19 protein-coding genes are annotated in these 19696 nt (G+C 60.7%); 10 read left to right on the top strand and 9 right to left on the bottom strand.

Going from position 1 to position 19696, the window contains the following annotated elements; translation table 11 throughout:
• Positions 1-37 precede the first annotated feature (37 nt).
• The 4 genes from EIP85_RS18805 to EIP85_RS18790 all read right to left on the bottom strand — a co-directional run bounded on the left by EIP85_RS18805 (position 38) and on the right by EIP85_RS18790 (position 4094).
• Complete coding sequence (locus tag EIP85_RS18805) at positions 38-1552, bottom strand: hypothetical protein (protein ID WP_127903750.1); 1515 nt, start codon at positions 1550-1552, stop codon at positions 38-40.
• Entirely contained in the window at positions 1549-2271 is a 723-nt protein-coding gene (locus tag EIP85_RS18800) for an FAD:protein FMN transferase (protein ID WP_206615588.1), read from the bottom strand. Before EIP85_RS18800 ends, EIP85_RS18805 begins: the two co-directional genes overlap by 4 nt.
• A gap of 29 nt (positions 2272-2300) precedes the next feature.
• Positions 2301-2723 (bottom strand): FMN-binding protein, encoded by a 423-nt coding sequence (locus tag EIP85_RS18795; protein WP_127903748.1) that lies wholly within the window; start codon positions 2721-2723, stop codon positions 2301-2303.
• 390 nt (positions 2724-3113) lie between these two features.
• Positions 3114-4094: a hypothetical protein gene (locus EIP85_RS18790; RefSeq protein WP_127903747.1), complete on the bottom strand. Its 981-nt coding sequence runs from the start codon at positions 4092-4094 to the stop codon at positions 3114-3116.
• Positions 4095-4403: 309 nt separating this feature from the next.
• Here EIP85_RS18790 and EIP85_RS18785 point away from each other — a divergent pair, with 309 nt between their 5' ends.
• Both EIP85_RS18785 and EIP85_RS18780 read left to right on the top strand, forming a co-directional pair.
• Entirely contained in the window at positions 4404-4916 is a 513-nt protein-coding gene (locus EIP85_RS18785; RefSeq protein ID WP_127903746.1) for a DUF6622 family protein, read from the top strand.
• Positions 4917-4925: 9 nt separating this feature from the next.
• The gene (locus EIP85_RS18780) at positions 4926-5447 is read left to right on the top strand and encodes a TetR/AcrR family transcriptional regulator (protein ID WP_127903745.1); all 522 of its coding nucleotides are present in this window, start codon (positions 4926-4928) and stop codon (positions 5445-5447) included.
• A gap of 155 nt (positions 5448-5602) precedes the next feature.
• On the opposite strand, the gene EIP85_RS18775 is transcribed toward EIP85_RS18780, so the two are convergent.
• The 4 genes from EIP85_RS18775 to EIP85_RS18760 form a co-directional block, all read right to left on the bottom strand.
• A complete protein-coding gene (locus EIP85_RS18775) occupies positions 5603-6868 on the bottom strand; it encodes an ABC transporter substrate-binding protein (protein WP_127903744.1) in 1266 nt (421 codons plus the stop codon).
• Positions 6869-6943: 75 nt separating this feature from the next.
• Positions 6944-7993 carry an aldo/keto reductase gene (locus EIP85_RS18770; protein ID WP_127903743.1) on the bottom strand — a complete coding sequence of 350 codons (1050 nt, stop codon included), beginning with the start codon at positions 7991-7993 and terminating at the stop codon, positions 6944-6946.
• Between the two features lie 5 nt (positions 7994-7998).
• A complete protein-coding gene (locus tag EIP85_RS18765; protein WP_127903742.1) occupies positions 7999-8349 on the bottom strand; it encodes a TIGR04076 family protein in 351 nt (116 codons plus the stop codon).
• Positions 8342-9088 carry a GntR family transcriptional regulator gene (locus tag EIP85_RS18760; protein ID WP_241560096.1) on the bottom strand — a complete coding sequence of 249 codons (747 nt, stop codon included), beginning with the start codon at positions 9086-9088 and terminating at the stop codon, positions 8342-8344. Before EIP85_RS18760 ends, EIP85_RS18765 begins: the two co-directional genes overlap by 8 nt.
• Positions 9089-9206: 118 nt before the next feature.
• Here EIP85_RS18760 and EIP85_RS18755 point away from each other — a divergent pair, with 118 nt between their 5' ends.
• Genes EIP85_RS18755 through EIP85_RS18735 form a run of 5 tightly spaced genes read left to right on the top strand, consistent with a single transcriptional unit; the run spans position 9207 to position 14142 of the window.
• Positions 9207-10013, top strand: coding sequence for an ABC transporter ATP-binding protein (locus EIP85_RS18755; protein WP_127903741.1), 807 nt, complete (start codon positions 9207-9209; stop codon positions 10011-10013).
• Entirely contained in the window at positions 10010-10768 is a 759-nt protein-coding gene (locus tag EIP85_RS18750; RefSeq protein WP_127903740.1) for an ABC transporter ATP-binding protein, read from the top strand. The genes EIP85_RS18755 and EIP85_RS18750 overlap by 4 nt, the downstream gene beginning before the upstream one ends.
• Positions 10765-11676, top strand: a complete 912-nt coding sequence (locus tag EIP85_RS18745; RefSeq protein WP_127903739.1) for a branched-chain amino acid ABC transporter permease — start codon at positions 10765-10767, stop codon at positions 11674-11676. The genes EIP85_RS18750 and EIP85_RS18745 overlap by 4 nt, the downstream gene beginning before the upstream one ends.
• Positions 11673-12662 (top strand): branched-chain amino acid ABC transporter permease, encoded by a 990-nt coding sequence (locus tag EIP85_RS18740; protein ID WP_127903738.1) that lies wholly within the window; start codon positions 11673-11675, stop codon positions 12660-12662. Before EIP85_RS18745 ends, EIP85_RS18740 begins: the two co-directional genes overlap by 4 nt.
• 1 nt (position 12663) lies before the next feature.
• The gene (locus EIP85_RS18735) at positions 12664-14142 is read left to right on the top strand and encodes an aldo/keto reductase (protein ID WP_127903737.1); all 1479 of its coding nucleotides are present in this window, start codon (positions 12664-12666) and stop codon (positions 14140-14142) included.
• 947 nt (positions 14143-15089) lie between these two features.
• On the opposite strand, the gene EIP85_RS18730 is transcribed toward EIP85_RS18735, so the two are convergent.
• Complete coding sequence (locus tag EIP85_RS18730; protein WP_127903736.1) at positions 15090-15407, bottom strand: H-NS histone family protein; 318 nt, start codon at positions 15405-15407, stop codon at positions 15090-15092.
• A gap of 1845 nt (positions 15408-17252) precedes the next feature.
• On the opposite strand from EIP85_RS18730, the gene EIP85_RS18725 reads away from it, so the two are divergent.
• The 3 genes from EIP85_RS18725 to EIP85_RS18715 all read left to right on the top strand — a co-directional run bounded on the left by EIP85_RS18725 (position 17253) and on the right by EIP85_RS18715 (position 19684).
• Complete coding sequence (locus tag EIP85_RS18725; RefSeq protein ID WP_241560095.1) at positions 17253-17711, top strand: curli assembly protein CsgF; 459 nt, start codon at positions 17253-17255, stop codon at positions 17709-17711.
• Positions 17712-17783: 72 nt separating this feature from the next.
• Positions 17784-18809 carry a CsgG/HfaB family protein gene (locus EIP85_RS18720; protein ID WP_127903735.1) on the top strand — a complete coding sequence of 342 codons (1026 nt, stop codon included), beginning with the start codon at positions 17784-17786 and terminating at the stop codon, positions 18807-18809.
• Positions 18810-19003: 194 nt separating this feature from the next.
• Positions 19004-19684, top strand: coding sequence for a hypothetical protein (locus EIP85_RS18715; protein ID WP_127903734.1), 681 nt, complete (start codon positions 19004-19006; stop codon positions 19682-19684).
• The last annotated feature ends 12 nt before the right edge of the window (positions 19685-19696 follow it).

Here is a 19696-nt window from a genome sequence, read left to right as displayed (position 1 = left end):
GGGTCGTTCAGCGCGGATCCGAGATGTACCTGGAGCTCTAGAATCCTGGGAAATAGTCCGTCCTTATGTTCCGGCGCAGAACTCCGCTGCGGCGCAGCATGCCGCGGACACGGGCTATCATGACTTGTGGCCCCGAGAGGTAGACGATCCGCTCATCCAGATCCGGAACCGAGCGCCGGATCAGTTCGGCATCGATGAAGCCAGGAACATGGTCATGCGCATCCGGTGGATCGTCCGATATGACATGGATAACGCGCAGACCGATCTCCCGCACAGCAAGGTCGAGGAGGTCCGAATAGGCGATGTCGCCTGCCCGCCGGTTGCCGTAGATCAGCACGATATCGCGCGGTTCCTTCCGGTTGATCAAGTCGCGAAGCATGCTGCGGAAGGGCGTGATCCCGATGCCGCCAGCGATGAACAGGATCTTGCTTGCGGGATCGGGCGGCAATGTGAAGGTCCCCGCGATCTGCGAACCGAAGACGACGTCGCCGGGGCTCAACGACAAGAGTTGTCGTTTGAAAGCACTCGGTTGCTCGTAGAATTTCACCCCGAGACGAACGCTGTCGTCGCTCGGCGCAGAAGCGATGGTGAAGGGTCTCCGGTTGCCGCGACTGTCGGCCACGGGAACATGCAGGGTCCAGTCGAGATATTGCCCGGCGCGGAAGCGGAGCGGCTGGTCGGGACTGAAGATGAATTCGTAGCAATCCGACGCGACCCGCTCGATCTTGAGAAGGGTCATCCGGAACCGTCCTTTTGGGCTCGCCGCGAAGGCGTAGAGATTGGCGATCAGGAACGCGAGCTGGGGAGAAAAGAAGACGCTGCCGACATGGATGCCTGGCGCCGAGAGGAGGCCGACGATCGCGCCGTAGATGAGCCGGGAATATTTCCCGTGCGCCGCCGTCATGGGTTCCGTCAACATCGCGAACCCGGCGAAGAACAGCGGCGAGTAAATGAGGCCCTGCCGAAGCGCCATGCCCAACATGGCGGGTGGGGTCGCGACGAGGACGGCAGCGACGTTTGCAATCAGGTAGGCGGCGATCATGTCGAACCGCTGGACCTTCTTGGTCACCGCCAGACCACCCAGGATGACGACCGACAGCAGGACCGGATTGCCTGCAACCCACCAAATTGCAGGATGGCCCATGACGACGCCGGAGGCGACAGCGCCGATGGCGACTGGGTTGAAGATGTGCTTGTGGCCGATGGTGATCAGGAACTTCGACGCAATCGCGACGACCGCCGCGACGACCAACGCCAGGATACCCACCATATCCGTTGGCGGGGCAGGCGGCATGATCAGCGCAAGGATGAGCGCGGTGATTATGGCAGATTCCCGGTTTGTCGGAACGCGGGTGAGCCAGGAGATCATCCTGTTGGCAGCCCAGCAGGTCGCGATCAGCACCAAAAGCGAGGTACAAAGGGCGAGAGGAGCCACAAAGACCTGGTGCAGAAGGCTAAGGCCGAAGCCCGTGGCGAGCAGTGCGCCGAGGTAGTAGAGCATCAGCCGATACATGGTGATGCCGTTCAACAGCCGTGCCGAAACCGCCTTCATTTAACTAATAGCTCCTTCAGGCCGCTTGTCTGAAGCGCCGTACCATCGGGGTGGATGACGTATCCCTCGAGCCCGGGCGTCGCCTCGATGAAATGTATGCCGCCGCGTCCCATCGCGAATGCCGCCGTAGCGAAGAGATCGGCCTCTAGGACATCCGGGCCGACAACTGTGAGGCTGACAATCTCTGAAATGCGCCGTCCCGCATCGTGCGGGTTGTAGATGTGATCGCCGCGAACGTAACTTCCGGAGGTGGCCATGCCTCTCCCTTGCGGCCGGATTGCCTTCACGATCTCGGTTGGCTCAAACGGGTTGCGGATGCCTATAACCCAGGCGCGGCCTGCCTCATCAACCCCCCCCGTTTGAATGTCGCCGCCCGCGTCGACGTAGAAATTCCGGCATCCAGCAGCCGAGATTAAGCGCGCCGCCTGCAGGATGGCCCAGCCTTTGACCACACCAGACGGATCGAGCAGTCCGTCTGGCCTGCGGATGTCGAAGTATCCGCCGCTGATGCGGCGCATACGATTTGCTATCTCGAACACTTCCGCCATCTGCGGGCTGCACGTCGCTGGCGCTATCCTACCTTCATTGATAGCCGCAAGTTCGCTGTCGTCGCGGTAGGGGCTGAAACGGGCGTCCACTTCGGTGAAGCTGGCGAATACCTCTTCCATCAGTTCGCCGATGTCTGCGCCCGGGATGTCGATGGTGATCGGCATCCCCATGATTAGACGCGTCTCCCGAGGCATGGGGATCAGCCGTTGGCCTTGTGCAGTGCGCCTTCGACCGACATCACGAATGCCTCGGATGTCAGGGTCGCGCCGGAGACCCCCGAAATACGGGTGCCCTGGGCCTGGATCACCTCCGACTCAAGTATCGGGAGCGCTTGGGAATTGATGTAGCGGCTCGTGTAGTAGTCGGTTGGGTACCGCAGGATGTCGACGGAGGAAATCTGGCCGTTGTGGACGTTCACGCGCGCCTGAACGTAGCCATAGTACTGTCGGACAGCGGGGCCGTTGAAGCTGCCATCACGCAGGCTTTGGGAATTCCCAGCCGGAGCGGAGGTCTGCGTCGCAGTTCCGCCTCCCCAGAGGTACCCAGCAGTTGCAGCGCTGGTTCCGGCGAGCAGGGCAGCAGCCGAAACTGCAAGGGTAATAGTTCTTCGATTGACCTTCATATTGCACCTATTTCCTTTGACCGGAAAACGCCCAGTGTCACCACTGGCTCGGCATTCAGGTGTGCATGCGATGGTGCATCACCAAGAGACGTCCTTTTAATTTGAAATTTCTGTCAGGCTGCTGACGACGTCTTTGCGAAATGCCGTTTCGGCGGGATCGTGCCCCATCGACCGCCGTTCCGCTGCGATGGCAAGCTGGCCGGGGTAATATGGGGAACGTGTTCATAATCCTCGCAAGCACCTCCTGAACCGATGATCGCGCGATGCCGCCGGTGGAATTTCGAAGGCCGCGGCAGTGCCGCCGCGGCCTTCCCTCTCCCCTCGGAAATACTTGTGGCGCCCGAAAGGATCGGAGCGCCACATGTCTTTCAAATTGTCGGCCTTAACGGGTCAGGCCGGATTGACCACGGCGGGGGCCGCATCCTTGTGGAGCAGTTCAAGCGGGTTGAAGAGCGTCATGACGTAGCCGAACGCCAGCACGTAGATGCTCGCTGTCCCGAACAGTTGCGCGGGGCTGGAGGCGACACCTGAGGTATAGGGTGCACCGAAGGTTTCAGCCGTGCTCCAGATCGCGAGGGAGAGCAGGGCTCCGACCGGGCCCATTATGCGCAATCCTTTGCCGCTCAGAAGGCTCACGGCGATAAGCGCTTCCGTGCCGGCAATCAGCAGGGCTACGGTGTGCGGACCGATCGCGTTGGTGATGTCCAGGAAAAGGCGCTCGTAGCCGGCGGCCCAGGTTCCCGCCATCGCCGTCTGTGCCGCGGTCAGGAAGTCCGTGAAGTGGTTCAGGAAGTAAGGATGGAACTTCATCAGGGCATCGTAGGCCCAGAGGAGCCCGAAGGCGCTGCGCGCGAGGGTCAGCATCTGGTTGCGCGAAACATCCGGATTGGTGCGCATCCGCTCGACCGCGATGGTGAAGAGGAACATCACGACATACGGAAGGGCGACGCCTGGATCCGTCCCGTCCTTGCCAAAATCGCCGCCATGCTGAAACACGGTCCAGACGAAGGCCATATAGGCGATGCCGGCCCAACTCATCGGGATCACGCCTCGGCCCGAAACGATCGCAGCGGCGATGGCGATCTTGACGAAGGCCAGCACGATGACCAGCAGGTGAAGGGCAGGGGCCGAGGTCGGCAGGCCGATGGCCTGGCTGACGGCAACCTTGTGGACCCAAGTGAGCGAGGTCCATGCATCGTAGACCAGAACGAGGCCGAAGACATAGCGCACCCAGTTGAATGCGTCGGGGCCGACCCGGGACAGGATGGAGGCATCCTCGCCCGTCATGCCGAGCGCGGCGAGAGCTCTGCTAAAAGGACCCTGGCGTTGACCGAAACCCTCGGCGAGGCTGTGCTTTGTCACGGCGTTCATGACCCATCTCCTTCATATGATCCTGCTGACCGTCCTCGTGTTGCAGGTGCAGCGTTCTCTCGGCGCACGGAAAATCCTATGCGTGGGATGTCAGATAATTACTGTTCGGCTTCATTACTTTGACGCAGGTCAAACGTGGCTATCACGACTTTGCGCGCGCAGCATTCTTCTAACTAGGCAGCCCGCGGAACACCTCGATTGGGGCGCCCGGTACGGGCACAAACATGTGTTGGCCCGTATGAAAACCCATTGACCGAGAAGGACTGGCATGCGTGGATACTAACATCGTTAGTATGTAGGGTAGTCACCATGCAAATTGCTTCCATCCTCTCGCACACCCCTACCTGGGTTTGGACCCTGCTTGCCTATCTGCTGTGGCGAGGGGTCAGGGCGCTACGGGCGCGGGAAATTTCGCCGTCCAGGACGCTAGTCCTGCCGATGATCTTCTTGGCCTGGGCCCTCTTCGGGATGTTTGCCGAACTGTCCAACTGGGCGGCCGCCCTAATGGCATTTATCATCGGGATCGGGATTGGTTTTTCTGGGGGATGGACGAACGCAACACGGCTCCCACCCGCATCCTTCAATCGGACGAGCGGGCTAGTGTGGCGGCCCGGATCGGCCACCACGCTCGTGCTGGTGATAGTTGCATTCGTCACAAAATATCTCCTTAGCGTTGCGCTTGCTATGCATCCGGATCTCGGCGCAGACACAGGATTTGCTGCAGTTTTCGGCGGAATTTCGGGACTGGTCGACGGTGCGTTCTGGGGTGGAACCGTACAGCAGTTCCGCAGTGCTTTCGCGGCTCGTGCCGTTTCGGCCTGAGCCAAATCTATGGGGGAGCGCCATTACCACCACGGGAACCTGCGCGCAGCATTGCTCGATGCGGGACGGCAGGTACTGGAAAAGAACGGTCCCTCGTCGCTAAGCCTGCGCGGCCTGGCGCGCGCGACGGGCGTTGCCGCGCCTTCGGTCTACAACCATTTCGCCGGGATTGAAGCGCTGACGTTGGCGCTCGCTGAAGAGGGATTCACCGAACTCGGGGCGGCCCTGAGAGAATCCGGAACCGACCCTTTGGCCGTTGGCTTGGCATATCTCCGCTTCGCGCGAACGAATCCTGGGCTCTACCGCCTGATGTTCGGCGAAGGTCGGCGCAACGACAGCCCCGAAGGGGCGACCCTTCGTGCGCGGCGTAGAGCCGCCTTTGCGCCACTGATGGAGTTGGTCGGCTCGCGCGAGACAGCTCTGCACTACTGGGCGCTGGTCCATGGCCTCGCCTCGCTTGTGATCGACGGTCAGATCCCTCTTGGGCCGGATCCAGAGGTTCGGCTCCGGGAGATTCTGACGCGGCAGTGACCCGAAACCTCGCTACGCGTCTATCCGAGGCTAACCTTGATGAGATGTGGTATGCGGCCGAAGCCCGACCCCGACCGCGACTGTCGCGTTCATTCTGTGAATATGCCGGCGCGCCTATCCTGGCGCACCGGCATGCCAATTTGTAACGTTCTTGCCTATTTTGCCAGTTCGGCCTTCAGCTTGCTGACGGCATCGGCGCTCATGGTGCCGACGGTCGTCACCTTGCCGTCCTTGATGCGCCACAGGCGCATCGGGCCGGTGATGTCGCCGTATTTGTCGAAGTTCACGGGTCCGATAACCCCCTCGTAACGGATCGGCTTGCCTTCCTTGATCAGCTTCAACGCCTTCTTGAACCCTGCCGTTCCGGCATAGATCGGGGTCCCACCCTGTGCGACGACTTCCGGAATTGCGGCCTTGATGGCATCCGCATTCGCTTTGCCAGCCTTAGCGATGGCCAACGCGACGATCGCGCCGGCGTCGTAAGAGCGGTCGGCAGCAGGTGCGTCTGGCTTGATGCCGCCAGAGAAGGCCGCGAAGTTGTCATAGAAATACTTGGTGGACGCTGTCTTGTCGGTACCGGAGGAGGTGCCGTAGGCGTTATTGAGGTATTTCGCTCCCACTGCCTTGATGAAGTCGGAGGAGTTCATACCGTCGTTAAGAAGGAATTTCTGCGGCCCTCCATGCGAGATCCAGGCGCGCGCGATGGTCGCCCCGTCAACCGGGTAGCTGATCAGGTAGAGCGCCTGCGGGTTGCCCTTCATCGCGGCATCCGCCTCGGCGCTGTAGCTCGCCTGCTTCTCGTTGTAGGGCGTGATGGAGGTGATGGTGCCGCCGAGCTTATTGTAGGCGCTCTTGAACTCCGCCATCAGATTGGCGCCGAAGTCGTTGTTCACATAGATGATTGCGAGTTTCTTGAACCCCTGATCGATCGCGTATTTCGCGGCCGCCGTTCCCTGCAGGGAGTCGGAGGTGATGGTGCGGAAGAAGACGCCATTGGTCTTACCTTCACGGCCGAGTTTGGTGAGCGTAGGGGAGGAGGAGGCGGGCGAGACCTGCACGACATCTGCGGGCGCGGTGACGGAGGTCAGGATCGGCAGCGAAACCGAGGAGATGATCCCGCCGATGATCACGGGTACTTTCTTGATGTTGACGAGTTGCGACGCCTGATCGACGGCTACCGTGCCCTGGCTCTGCGCATCGCGCGCATCAGATACGATCTTGCATCCGTTCACGCCACCTGCTTCGTTGAAATCGTGGAACGCCATATCGACGGCCTTCGCGCCGGCCTGTCCATAGACCCCGGCGGGGCCGGTCAAGGACATCACGACACCAACCGTGATACTGCAATCAGCCGCCTGTGCCGGCATCGATGCGACGCTGGCAGAGGCGAGGATCGCACTCGACAAAAGAAACATTCTCATGGTCGTCTCCCTGTTCTCGGCGCGACGCGCCCTGTTGTTCCCGGCTTTGGTCGTCCGCACTGCCCCGCCGTAGGGTCAGGCGGTTTCCTTGTTGAGGTTGTATTTCATGATTGCACCGTGGCGGCCCGTCCTGTCTCGCTCCAACGTGTAGACATCGCCATCGAGTGGGGAGGCTGCGGCCAGCACGTTATCGATCGCAGACATGTCCACGCCGGTCAGGTGCAGGTCCGAAATCGCGAGGTTGCCGGCCAGATGGGTGCGGTTGCGGGCGCCGACGATCACCCCGGCGACGCCGGGACAGGACAGCATTGCTGCACTCGCAACCGTCGCGATGTCGGTTCCGTGCCGGGTTGCGATCCGCCGCAGCTCTTCGAGCAGGGCCTGGAACAAGTCCCACCCGCCGATATCGTCGATGATAAGCTTGTACTTCACCAGCGATCGGTTCTCGAGCGCGCCTGCAGGCTCCGTCACGCCGAGCCAGCGGTCCGATAGGAACCCGCCTGCGACGGTGCCATAGCACAGCAGCGAGACGCCGGCCGCGCTCGCGGCGGCGGCCATTGCCTTCTCGGGGCGGCGGTCGAGCAAGGAGTACTGCACCTGCATCGACACAAGAGGCACACCGGCATCGACGATCGCCTGCATGTGTGCGGTGTCGAAATTGGTGGCACCGATGCGGGCGATCTTGCCGGCCTGGCGCATCTCCTCCAGCCAAACGGCGGCCTCGAGCCACTTTGGCGCGTCGTAGTCCCACCAGTGGAACTGCACGAGATCGAGCCGCTCCATCCCAAGCCGGCGGAGCGAGATGTCGATGGTTTCCTCTACATCTGATTTCCGAAGTGTTTTCAGCCGCGTGAGATCGGGGACGCATTTGGTATGGACGCGGATGCGGGCCAGCGCCTCCGCACCGCGGATATTGCGATAATGTGCTCGGAACCGGCCGATCAGCTCTTCCACACCGGTATAGATGTCGGCGCAGTCGAAGGTGGTGATACCTGCGTCGGCGAATGCGACCATGTCCTCGACGGCAGCGCTGACATCGGCGCTGCCGTGACCTTCGGCCATTTGCCACCCGCCGCGGATCACGCGGGAGATGGTGTGGCCGGGGGCAAGCTCTCTGGTCTGCATTGGCGTCAGCTCTCCGGTAGCGGAACGAGGGTTGTTTCGGCGTGCTTGAAGCGGCGATGCCCTATGCGGGAGATGCGCAGACGGGTTGCACAGTTCGGATCCGGGCAGGCGATCTCGGCATCGGTCGTCATCCAGTCATTGGGATCGGTCGGGCGCTGCTTGGCGGCAAGCAGCGGCAGCACTGCTGCCAGGGAATAGATCGAGAAACCCTGCCCGGGCGGCAGGTGCAGCATCTCGCCACGCAGTTCGAAGTGATCGCCGGGGCGGGCACCGCAGAGGATCGGCCCCTCGTCGGGCACAACCACTTCAACGCGCAGGTCGTAGAGCTCGAAGCTGTCGTCTTTTGGCTCAGTCATCTGCGGGGGGCTCCCCTTCGGCTACGGCCTTCAGCTGATTGCGGATAAGGTTGAAGGACTGGGTGATGTCCTCGGTCAGCGCGGCGACGGCCTTGTCCTTGTCGCCGCGCTCCATGGCTTCGATCAGGGTCCAATGGTGGCGGACGGCCGAATGTGCTGAACTTTCCTCGTAAAGACCGGCCGCTGCACGGACATAGGGGCCCGATTGCAGCCAGAGGCTTTCGACGATCGGCCGCAGCACGGGCGAGCCGGCCGCGGTGTAGATCGCGAAGTGGAAGGCGTGGTTGAGTTCGGATGTTGCTTCGCGCTTGTGGGGGCCCCGAATGCCGAATGCGGTCTCGCATTCCTCGGTCAGTGCGCGCAGCTGCGCGAATCCGGTGGCACGTAGCCGGTCGGTGGCGAGCCGGACCAACTCGCCCTCAATGAGGGTGCGGGCATGGGCAAGGTCGTTCAAGCGATCGACTGTGATTAGGGGGACCCGTACCGATCGGCTGGGCAACGGCTCCAGCGCCTGCTCGGAAACCAGGCGCGCCAAAGCCTCGCGCACCGGCATGGTGCTTGTCTGGAGGGTGTCGGCGAGGTCCTGGATGCGCAGAACCTGACCGGCATCAAAGATGCCGTGGATTAGCGAGCGGCGGAGTTTGCTGTAGACCCGCTCCTGCAGGGACTCGCGCGCGACCGGCCCGAGGGCGGTGCCTTGCCCTCCAATCGCCAGACCGTCCGCCTTCACGCTGATCACGTCGCGCCTCCGCTCCTGTTCACTAGAATTTCTATCTTGCCAAACGAGAAACGGTCAAGATATTTGATCAAAGATCACACATCAGGAACTGATGATCCGACGAACGGGGACAGCTTCGATGACCGATCCGGAAAACCTTGCGCCCGGCGCCGCCGTTGAAGGGGAGGCGGCGTTGCGTGCGATCGGGGTGACCAAGGCCTTCGAAGCTCTGCGCGCCGTTGATGATATGTCGCTGACCCTGCGGCGCGGAGAGATGGTGGCGCTCATCGGTCCGAACGGTGCCGGCAAGACGACGATGTTCAATCTCGTGGCGGGCAGTATGAGGCCAACTTCGGGGCGAATTGTCTTTGGCTCGTCGGATGTTACCGGCGAGGGGGCGGTGAGCAGAATTCGACACGGCGTCGGGCGGACCTTCCAGATCCCGCGCCCCTTCGCTGAAATGAGCGTCCTCGAAAACGTCCTTGTCGGCGCGCAGCGGCAGACGGGCGAACGTCTTTGGATGAACTTCCTTTCGCCCCGTCGTGTGGCGGCCGAGGAGCGGGCCGCGATCGATAAGGCGCGAGGGCTCCTGGAGCTCATGACGCTCTCGCATCTGGAATTCGAACCGGCACGCATCCTCTCCGGCGGCCAGCGCAAACTGCTGGAGCTTGCGCGCGTTCTCATGGCCGATCCGGAGGTTCTTCTGCTCGATGAACCGGCGGCGGGCGTCAATCCGGCACTGCTGGAGCTACTTATCGACCGGATCGTCGCACTGAACGGGGCGGGAAAAACCATCCTGCTGATTGAACACAACATGGATATGGTCGCGCGCCTGTGCAGCAGGGCGGTGGTCATGGCGGCGGGCCGGCTTCTGGCCGAGGGCACGCCGGCGGAGATCGCCATCCACCCTGCGGTGGTCAGCGCCTACCTGGGGGATGCGGTATGACGTCCTCTCCCGATGCCCCGACGGTGCTGTCCGCCCATGGTCTCTTTTCGGGTTACGAGCGCGACCTGCCCATCGTGCGCGGGGTTGATCTGGCCGTGCGGCAGGGGGAGTTCCTTCTGCTGCTCGGCCCCAACGGGGCGGGCAAGTCGACGTTGGTTAAAACCATCGCAGGGCTGGTGCCTGTGCATTCCGGCACGATCGACCTCCAAGGTGCCGATCTGACATCGACTCATGCGCACGAGCGGCTGCGCCGGGGTTTGGCCTTCGTTCCGCAAACCGAGAATGTCTTCACGACGCTGAGCATTCACGAAAACCTGCTGGTCGCCGCGCAAATTCTGCCAAGAGCGGAACGCAGTCGACGGATCGGGGCGCTCTACCAAATGTTCCCCGATCTCGAGCGGTTGAAGGCGCTGCGGGCGGGGCAGCTTTCCGGAGGGCAGCGCCAGATGCTCGCAGTCGCCCGCGCGCTGATCGTGGAGCCCGCGGTGCTTATCCTGGACGAACCGTCGGCCGGGCTGGCGCCGAAGGTGGTGAGCGAGGTCTTCGCACGCCTGCGAGAGATTAACGCGACCGGGGTCACCACAGTGCTGGTGGAGCAGAACGTAAAGGCGGCGCTTGCGATCGCCGACCGCGCGATCGTGCTGGTCGAGGGACAGGTTCGGCTCGAGGGCGTGGCCCGTGAGCTGGCGCAGGGGCCTGAGCTTGGCGCGCTTTTCCTCGGTGCGCAGGGAAGGCGGCGGGAGGCGAGGGCATGACACCTCAGGTGCTTGTGGACGGTGTAATCGCTGGCTCAATGATCGGGCTTGGGGCCATAGGAATCACCCTGACCTATTCGATCCTGCGCTTCGCGAATTTCGCCCATGGCGAGTTCATCTCCTGGGGCGCCTATTTCGCCCTAGCAATCGCTGCGGCGCTCGGCTCGCTTGCCGGGGGCAATGTTCCCTCGCTTGGGCCCTTTTCCTTCGGCTGGACACTGCCAGTCGCGCTGGTGCTGGCCGTGGGGCTGACTGCCGGACTTGCCTTGGTCGTCGACGCGCTTCTTTTTGGGCCGCTGCGCCAGCGCGGTAGTGCGGTGATCATTCTCGTGATGGCGAGCTTCGGCGCGTCGCTAGCGCTACGCAACATGATCGAGTTCGTCTTTACCTCGAGCCCACGCTATTTCAGCACCGATCTGCAGATCGCTCAGCCGCTCGGGGGCGGTATGCGGGCGACGCCGGATCAGTTGCTGACCGTGGGTGTTGCCATCGTTCTGGTCGTCGGATTGCATCTGCTGTTGACCCGCACAGCCATCGGCCGGTCGATGCGCGCGGTCAGTGAGAACCGTCAGCTGGCGAGTCTCGCCGGCATTGATGCGCGCAAGGTCATCCGAACGGTCTGGATGCTCGGAGCGGGGCTCGCCTGCGTGGCCGGAGTGATGTCCGGTCTGGTCGTCCAGGTCCGGCCGGAGATGGGGTTAGATCTTCTTCTGCCGCTGTTTGCCGCGGCTATCCTTGGCGGCATCGGATCGGTGCCTGGGGCGATGCTGGCGGGACTCATTGTCGGGCTTGCCGAGTCGTCGGCGGTGGCGCTTTTCGGCGCAGAGTGGCGCTCGGCAGTCGCCTTTGTGATCCTAGTCGCCATCCTCCTTCTCCGGCCGAGCGGGTTGTTTGGGAGGCATGAATGATCGACATCCTGAGCTACGGCTTCTTCTTTCTCACGGTCGCGCTGACCTACGGCATCATTTGCTTGGGGTTAAACGTGCAATGGGGGCAGACCGGCCTCTTCAACGTCGGCATCGCGGGATTTGTAGCCATCGGCGCCTATGTATCGGCTCTTCTGACGACGCCGGCGAGTACGAGCCATATCGGAGGGCTCGGGCTGCCGATTGCAGCCGGATGGATAGGCGCGGCGCTGGCCACGGCCTTGGCGACATTCCTAATTGGAGCGCTGACGATACGTCTGCGCTCGGACTACCTCGCGATAGCGACCTTCGGCGCTGCTGTGGCGATCCAGCTTTGCGTGCTGAACCTTCAGCCCGTCACCGGCGGGCCCTTCGGCATCGGGTTCATTCCGCGCCCGTTCGCCGGCCTAGCCAGACAACCGTTCCTTTTCGGAGCGGTCAATCTCGCTATCATCGCGGCTGTCGTCGTCGTGCTCTATCTCGGGCTGGAGCGGCTGGCCTCCAGTCCGTGGGGCCGTGCGCTGAAGGCGATCCGGGAGGATGAGGCCGCAGCGACTGCTCTTGGCAAGAGCGCGGTGCGGTTCCGCCTTCAGGCCTTTGCGCTCGGTGGCGCGATCATGGGGCTGGCCGGAGCCGCGCAGGCGCATTTCATCGGCTTCATCGCCCCTGACAACTATCAGCCTACGCTGACATTCCAGGTTTGGGCGATGTTGATCGTCGGCGGATCGGGCAACAACCGGGGCGCAATCCTTGGTTCGGTTGTGGTCTGGGGGATATGGGCGCTTTCGGCGGTTGCGATCTCTGCCGTCGTCCCTGCAGACGCACAGGCGCGGGCCGCATCGCTCCAAATTGTCATGATCGGCGTCGCGCTCTGCGCGATCCTGCTCTGGAGGCCGCGCGGGCTGATCGGCGAGGCGCGCGTCGCCTCTCGCCATATCCTGCGCCCTTCCGTTGCGCGCAGATCGTCTAACTCAAGCAGCGAGCACTGATATGTTGAATATTCCCGAGCGCACCCGGCTCACCGGCGGGCTTGATATCAGCCGCCTGATCTGCGGCCTATGGCAGGTCGCTGATATAGAGAAAGACGACGGCCCGCTCAATCTCGACAGCGCCGCCGATATGCTGGAAGCCTATGCCGCCGCCGGATTCGATACGTTCGACATGGCGGATCATTACGGAAGTGCGGAATTGATTACGGGCCGGATGCTCTCGCACGTTCCGCAGGGGGCGGTGCCACCTGTTGCGATGACCAAATGGTGCCCGGAACCGGGCCCGATGACCGCTCAAGTTGTGCGCCGCGGAGTCCAGGAGAGGCTCGACAGGCTCGGTGTGGAACAGATCGACCTGCTGCAGTTTCACTGGTGGACCTTCGAGCATCCGGCCTGGCTCGACGCCCTGCACGAGATGAACAGGCTTCATGAAGAAGGGCTGATAGGAGCCCTTGGCGTCACTAATTTTGATGCCGCCCATCTGGCGTTGGCGCTGGCCGACGGGGTTCCGCTGGTTAGCAATCAGGTGTCATTTTCGCTGGTCGACCGGCGCGCAGCGGGCGCTTTGTCGGAGCTGTGCGCGCGGACCGGGGTGAAACTCTTCGCCTACGGCACGCTCTGCGGCGGGTTCCTGTCCGAGAGATGGCTTGGGCAACCCGAGCCAGAGAACATTGCCGATTGGAGCCGCTCGAAATACAAGCGCTTCATCGACATCGCAGGGGGGTGGGGGGCATTCCAGGGCATCCTTTCCGCCGCGTCTGGCATCGCCAAAAAGCACGGGGTGTCCCTGTCCAATGTCGCTTCACGATGGGTGCTGGAGCATGACGCGGTCGCGGCGACGATCATCGGTGCCAGGCTGACCGAAAGTGAGCATCGTGACGACAATCTCAATGTCTTCCGCTTCACGTTGGATGACGCGGACAGGGCGGCGCTAGACGCGGCCTTCGGCCAGACGGACCCGATCCCCGGGGATTGCGGAGACGAATATAGGCGCCCGCCCTACCTGACGGCTTCGGGCGATCTGAGCCATCATCTGAGCGCGGTTCCCTCGGCGCTTACGACGAGCCCGGCGCCCGCACGTCCCGCGCGTCAACGCGCCTCCTCCGGCAGCGTTTGGGAGCCGCTTGCTGGGTATAGCCGGGCGATCCGCGTGGGCAACCGTATCCTGGTGTCAGGCACCACCGCAACACATGGTGCCGACCGCTGCGTCGCTCTTGGCGACGCAGGTGCCCAGACCACCTATATCCTTGACAAGATCGCGGCATCCCTCACTGCCCTGGGGGCGGAGATGGAGGACGTCGTCCGAACCCGAGTCTATCTCCGTGACGTGACCCAATGGGAGCCGGTTTCCCGCGCACATGGTCGGGTGTTTGGTGACGTGCTGCCCGCCAACACGCTGATCCAGGCCGGTGCCCTCGTCGGCGACTATTTGGTTGAAATCGAGGCAGAGGCAGAAGTCGATCCGTCACTCACAGCCTGAGTGCCGGTCAACGGCGCACCTAACAAGGTTGCGCCAAGAATGTCAGCACCAGGGCCCGTGGTGTAGCTGACATTGACGCTGTGGGCGTATCGCGAGTCGTTGTCGAGCTGCCCCGAATGCTCGGGGAGTAGCCGGATGAATTTTGGCGGTTTGGTGAGCTTTTCGATCTCGGCGATGTCGCGCGGGTCGAGGGTCAGAGCCGAGATCAGATGGGCCCGTGCTCAATCCTGACGCCGACCTTCGGGTCGGCGAGCGATTGCCTCCGTAAAACCGCCGCGCAGGACGAGGTGAACAAACTTGTCAAAGATGATTGCATCCTCAGTGCTCTGCCGATTTTCCGCTAACACGTGTTCCAAGAACGTCCTTGCTTTTCCCCTTTTAGTTCAGCATTAGAAATGCTTTAGCATCCCAAGTATTTCCATACGAACGGCGAGGCTGTCGGCGACGGGGGCTGAGCCAGCCTATTGGGGGGAGCCCTTCAGTAGGATACGACCGGGCGATAGTCCTCATCGACCTTCTTTTTGGTTAACAGCGGAAAGTCGGATGCGCGCTGGATTTTGTCGATCATGCGAGATCCTAACGGCGCATGATCCCGCTTGGATAGGACCTAGGCGCATCATGGGCGCTTTGAGGTTTAGAATGATGTAGGATCTGCCGGTTTCACCCCTTCCGGACGACCGTGCTCTCACCGTTTCGGCGTCGCGCGTCGCGCAATGTCGCCGTGGCGTCTGACGGAGCACCTTCGGCCCGATGCTCCACTCGCCGTTTGTGGATACCACCCGTGGTGCGTCAGAGCCATTAGCTAGGGCAATTAGAAGTGATGCAACTATTGAGCAGAACCGGGAAAGCCCAGTTTTTCCATCAATCGGGCCGGATGGATTGGCCGCACCGCACCGAGCGGCACGGCCCTCTGGCGAGCATCCAGGGGAGAGGGGCGCCCGCGCCGGTCAGATTTCAAGTTCTTCGATGTCTTTCCCACTGGCAATATGTTCCGAAACCCATCTGGGTTTCCGACCGCGGCCGGTCCAAGTGATATTGGGGTTCTCAGGGTGGCGGTATTTCGGCGCGGAGATGCCGCGCTTCTTACCTTTGGCCGCCCCGGCAAGATCCGCGAGGGAGAAGCCGAGTTCCTTCGCCTGGGCTTCGAGCGCGGCGACGGCGTCGGCCTTCTTGCGGCTTTCGAAGCTTTCGATCGCCTTGGCGACGTCTTTTTGGAGTTGCTTCAGTTCAACAAGATCGAGGGCATTGATGTCGAGGGTGCGCATAGGGGTCTCCGTCTTGAAAATGTCTCATCCTATCTGCGAATAATTGCCTCTACAATCGAACAAAGGCCAAACATGCCGCTTTTCTTTCTTTAGGCGATCTCCGCTCACTTCACTGCGTTGAAGTTGAGGATGGCCCATCTTATGGATGTGCTGCTTTCCTTCTAGGCGTCATACGCCCGAAATATCCACAAGTTTCACTGTCGCGGGGCCATCATCATCCGCCGGAGGGCGGTCATCCTGGCCCGCAACCTCGGGAAGGATTTTCCCAATTCTTTCTACTGGGGTAGCCTGTTCTTGCATTGATCAGTTCCCGAATCTGAAGCAAACCAGACACCAATCGCTTGCCAGTGGAGTGTTGGAGGTCAAGTTCTTCTGGCGTGGCGGCCTGGATCCGGAGGCTGGGCCATGTATCGCGATCGGTCACGGGCGAGTGGCGAGCGAGCAATGTTAGCTCATCACCGAAGACGGGCATGTTGTTCTATCGCGTCGAATTCTGCGCCAAAGTACTGGTTTTTTCCTTTGAATCCTGAACTTCGACGAGATGATTGCTCTGCACCCGGTGCGAGACGCGGTCAGGCTCACTCTTTTGCATTGCCTAGATAAGTCATCATCGGGGCTCAAATCTTGCTGTTGCTTCAGAACGCATAGATGAGAGATGTGCATAAGGGCTCCATCACCTCTCGTTCGTCAAGCCCTCGATTGAGCACGGGATCGGGAGGTTTTGACTCCTGCACCTCCCGTTCCATGACGTATATGATGTCCGTGTAGGGCGGCTTCGGAGCGACCTCCTGGATCTTCATTGCGTAGGTGTTGTCACGCAAGGGGCTCAGCATCTGGATGTGAGGTTACTTGCGGGCCAGCATGTAGACCCGATTGATGTCGCCGGGCCCTCGTTGTTGCCGAGCAGGTTTCGCGAACGGTTGACGCGGAGGAGAAATTCGTGCCCCATCTCCACGCCTATCCGGCCTGGGTGGTCGTAGAGGATCGGCGCCCCGGTCAATGGTAAGGGCGTTCAGCGCGTGCTCGCGTTTCTACGGCGCCGAATAGGATGGCGTGTCGAAATCAATCCCGGTCACCTTCGTTTCTCTAGTGCCCGGGGCCAAAACAATTCAGCCTGGCGTGCGCATGGCTCGGTATCAATGAAGACTGGCAGCCGACCCTTCGCGCGATCGAAGTCGAGTCGTGTGATCTGAAGCTGCTCCGCCACTGTCTCGGCTTCTTGTTCACCGGTCGATCCACGGGAGATCAGCCCGCAGGCGTCGGAGGACACAAGAGGCACAATCTGCTCCTTGAGCGGTTCGAATTAGATCTCGCGCCTGCATCAAGCGGAGAGATGATCGGTGTATAGATGCCTTTTAGTGCCGAGCAAAAAACAGAGTGAGACTCAGCGTGTCCACATGACTCGCCATGTCTGACGCGGTGAATCTCACGAAAGGGAGATTGCCCCGCCACTAAACATCAGTTCCCTTGGTGTTTGCTAAGGTTGGTTGCATTGGAAGTCTATCTTCCCCGCGGCGATCACTAGCAGTGTCCGCCCGCGTCCCCGCCGTTCCCGGAGGCGCACGAGGGACCCGAGCCACCCACACAGGCCATTCACCGTGATCCTTTGGAAGGGGCAGGGTGCAAAGATAAGCGGAAATTCACATTTCCGTGTGGGGCGGGACTTCTTCTTAAGGAACCGAGGAGTCTCCGGCAGAGGGTTATCAAGTTCTTCAGAAGGCATACTTGAGCCGTTGCGGATATGTCTCATCGCCAACCCTATTTTGCCACAATCTGGACACTCGCACGCCAAACTCTTGTACAATCATTACCTTATGGTTGCGCTCGAGATGGAGGAGTCGGAAAATGGTCCGGATGGCAGTCGTCGCATTGCTTGCTGGCTTCGGGGCATCTCCTGTCGTCGCGCAACAATTGACCTATACACCCATCAATCCGTCCTTCGGCGGAAATCCGTTGAATGGATCGTACCTGATGTCGCTTGCGGGAGCGCAGCGGAATGCGACCGCGTCCGACGCCAACAGCTCCACCTCTAGCAGCGGAACTACCACGGGGGGCGTCGGCTCGACCTCGCAGACAGATGCTCAACTCTTCGTCCAGCAACTCCAAGGGCAGCTGCTGTCCGCCTTGGCCACCCAGGTGACCAACGCTATCTTCGGCTCGAATCCGCAGAATAGCGGCAAGGTAGTCTTCGGCGACACAACGGTGTCCTTCAACAGGACGTTATCCTCCATCAACCTTTCAATATACGACGCAACCACCGGGACGACGACCCAGATTTCAGTGCCACAACTGGTGGTCAACTAATTAGCAGCAAGACAGTAGGTAAGGCGCGAAGCCGTATAGACGTGCCCAGTCGTGCCCAGTCGTGAGGGACATATGCAGAAAATTTGGCTTGGTATCGCTGCCGCGTTGAGGCGTGGCCTCGTGATGGGCTCTCTCGGCGTCGTCGCAGGATGCGCATCACACTACAAAAAGATGATCCAACCACCGCATATCACCGAGGTCACTCCGGTTCAGAAAGCACTCCTTGATCTTCCTCCACCCCATCACAGAATTGCGGTTGCAGTTTACAATTTTGCGGATCTGACCGGCCAATACAAAGATACGGCCAACGTCCAGTCTCTGTCGCGAGCGGTAACCCAGGGCGGAACGTCCCTTCTGATCAAAGCTCTAGACGAGGCCGGGAATCGGCGTTGGTTTACCGTTCTGGAGCGCAATCGCTTGAATGATATTCTGAAAGAGCGGCAGATTGTGGAGCAGATGCGCAAGATCTACCGCGACGAAACGAAGGTTGACCCAAGTGTCCTCCCGCCACTGATGCATGCGGGCATTCTGATTGAGGGCGGTATTACCGGTTATGATACCAACGTCGAAACCGGAGGGATCGGCGCAGAATATCTGGGCATCAATGCCCATACGCAGTATGTCAAGAATACCGTCTATGTGAACCTGCGCGCTGTCTCCATCAGGTCGGGTGAGGTCCTTGCCGCGATAAACACCGACAAGCAGATCCTCTCCTACCAAATACAGGGCAGTATTTTTCGCTACGTCGAACTGGACAAGCTGCTCCAAGCCGAAGCCGGAACAACCTACAACGAACCGACTCAGATTGCCGTTCAGGACGCTATCGACAAGGCAGTGCTGACCCTTGTCGTCAAGGGCTCCGAGCTCGGGCTCTGGCACTTCGCCGACAGAAAGACCGAACGGAAATACGTCTCGGACTACTTGGCTCAAGAGTACGGTCCGAACCCGACCGCAAACGAGGAATCTCCTCGCCGGCCGCTGACACGGAATGCAGTCATGACCCCGGTGACCTATCCTGTCCAGAAGAGCTCGGCACCGACAGTGTCCGGTCAGCAAAGCCCGCCGCGCATGCTACCAGGAGAACAACCTTTGGGGTGAGTTTGGCTTAGTTCGAACGCAGCGATCAGAGGCCCTGTCACTGCTTCACGACAAACAAATTTGAGGTACTTCTGCAGCTTTGGATCTCCTCTGGCCGTCGTTTTCTCTTCCCTCAGTGAGCGTACAGTCATAGTATGCGCGGGCTATATTGGCTGAGAATGGGGTTGGGACTGCCAGGGAAGTGGAGGGTAGAAATGCATTTTGTGACTCGTCGGGCCCAACGAAACGCTCTTTTAACATTTCTTGTGCTCACAGCCGGTCCTGCCTTCGCGGGAGATGGTAATTCACTTTATGTGAAGCAGGTGAGCACGGCCGGAGGCGTCAGCGGAAATACGCTTTACATCGACCAGTCCGCAGCGAGTTCTAGCCACATAGGAAACATTGCATCCGTTTCCCTTTACGCGAATGACAAGATTGGCAGCATTCCTTACCCACAAGGCCAACCCGCCACTCAAAACGGTCAGAACAACTCCGCCAGTGTGACGATAACTGGAACCAATGGGCTTGCTGCCCTGCTGCAGGACAACTCTGGAACGACATATGGCGGCAACCAGGCCAATGTCACCATCAATGGCGCCGGTTTTGGTTCGGTCGAACAGACGGGCGACCTCAATCAAGCCAAGCTGACTGTCAATGGTGCGAGTGTGGGCGCGATTAGCCAGGAGGGTGATAGCAACATTGCGGATCTGACCGTTAGCACTGGAGTCGTCGGGGTGATCACGCAGAACGGCAGCGGGAACGACCAGGCGGTCGTTGCTTCCGGCAGCGCAGGTGCCAAGATCAGCTATACGGTAAACGGCAATAACCTGCACGCGTTGGCCCCCGTTCATGTGGTCACCAACAGTAGTTCCGTCAGTATCACGCAGACGAATTGAGGACTGGAAGGC

Source organism: Solirhodobacter olei, from assembly GCF_004010155.1.
GTDB lineage: Bacteria > Pseudomonadota > Alphaproteobacteria > Rhodobacterales > Rhodobacteraceae > Solirhodobacter > Solirhodobacter olei.
The sequence above is the reverse complement of the archived record's forward strand: the minus strand, read 5'-3'. Positions and strand labels throughout refer to the sequence as shown.

Bases quoted from the DNA above. Each gene is read 5' to 3' on its own strand.
- EIP85_RS18795 (WP_127903748.1), bottom strand. From the start codon at position 2,723: ATGAAGGTCAATCGAAGAACTATTACCCTTGCAGTTTCGGCTGCTGCC.
- EIP85_RS18750 (WP_127903740.1), top strand. From the start codon at position 10,010: ATGACGTCCTCTCCCGATGCCCCGACGGTGCTGTCCGCCCATGGTCTC.
- EIP85_RS18740 (WP_127903738.1), top strand. From the start codon at position 11,673: ATGATCGACATCCTGAGCTACGGCTTCTTCTTTCTCACGGTCGCGCTG.
- EIP85_RS18755 (WP_127903741.1), top strand. From the start codon at position 9,207: ATGACCGATCCGGAAAACCTTGCGCCCGGCGCCGCCGTTGAAGGGGAG.
- EIP85_RS18770 (WP_127903743.1), bottom strand. From the start codon at position 7,993: ATGCAGACCAGAGAGCTTGCCCCCGGCCACACCATCTCCCGCGTGATC.
- EIP85_RS18780 (WP_127903745.1), top strand. From the start codon at position 4,926: ATGGGGGAGCGCCATTACCACCACGGGAACCTGCGCGCAGCATTGCTC.
- EIP85_RS18775 (WP_127903744.1), bottom strand. From the start codon at position 6,868: ATGAGAATGTTTCTTTTGTCGAGTGCGATCCTCGCCTCTGCCAGCGTC.
- EIP85_RS18730 (WP_127903736.1), bottom strand. From the start codon at position 15,407: ATGCGCACCCTCGACATCAATGCCCTCGATCTTGTTGAACTGAAGCAA.
- EIP85_RS18805 (WP_127903750.1), bottom strand. From the start codon at position 1,552: ATGAAGGCGGTTTCGGCACGGCTGTTGAACGGCATCACCATGTATCGG.
- EIP85_RS18725 (WP_241560095.1), top strand. From the start codon at position 17,253: ATGGTCCGGATGGCAGTCGTCGCATTGCTTGCTGGCTTCGGGGCATCT.
- EIP85_RS18745 (WP_127903739.1), top strand. From the start codon at position 10,765: ATGACACCTCAGGTGCTTGTGGACGGTGTAATCGCTGGCTCAATGATC.
- EIP85_RS18735 (WP_127903737.1), top strand. From the start codon at position 12,664: ATGTTGAATATTCCCGAGCGCACCCGGCTCACCGGCGGGCTTGATATC.
- EIP85_RS18785 (WP_127903746.1), top strand. From the start codon at position 4,404: ATGCAAATTGCTTCCATCCTCTCGCACACCCCTACCTGGGTTTGGACC.
- EIP85_RS18715 (WP_127903734.1), top strand. From the start codon at position 19,004: ATGCATTTTGTGACTCGTCGGGCCCAACGAAACGCTCTTTTAACATTT.
- EIP85_RS18800 (WP_206615588.1), bottom strand. From the start codon at position 2,271: ATGGGGATGCCGATCACCATCGACATCCCGGGCGCAGACATCGGCGAA.
- EIP85_RS18765 (WP_127903742.1), bottom strand. From the start codon at position 8,349: ATGACTGAGCCAAAAGACGACAGCTTCGAGCTCTACGACCTGCGCGTT.
- EIP85_RS18720 (WP_127903735.1), top strand. From the start codon at position 17,784: ATGCAGAAAATTTGGCTTGGTATCGCTGCCGCGTTGAGGCGTGGCCTC.
- EIP85_RS18790 (WP_127903747.1), bottom strand. From the start codon at position 4,094: ATGAACGCCGTGACAAAGCACAGCCTCGCCGAGGGTTTCGGTCAACGC.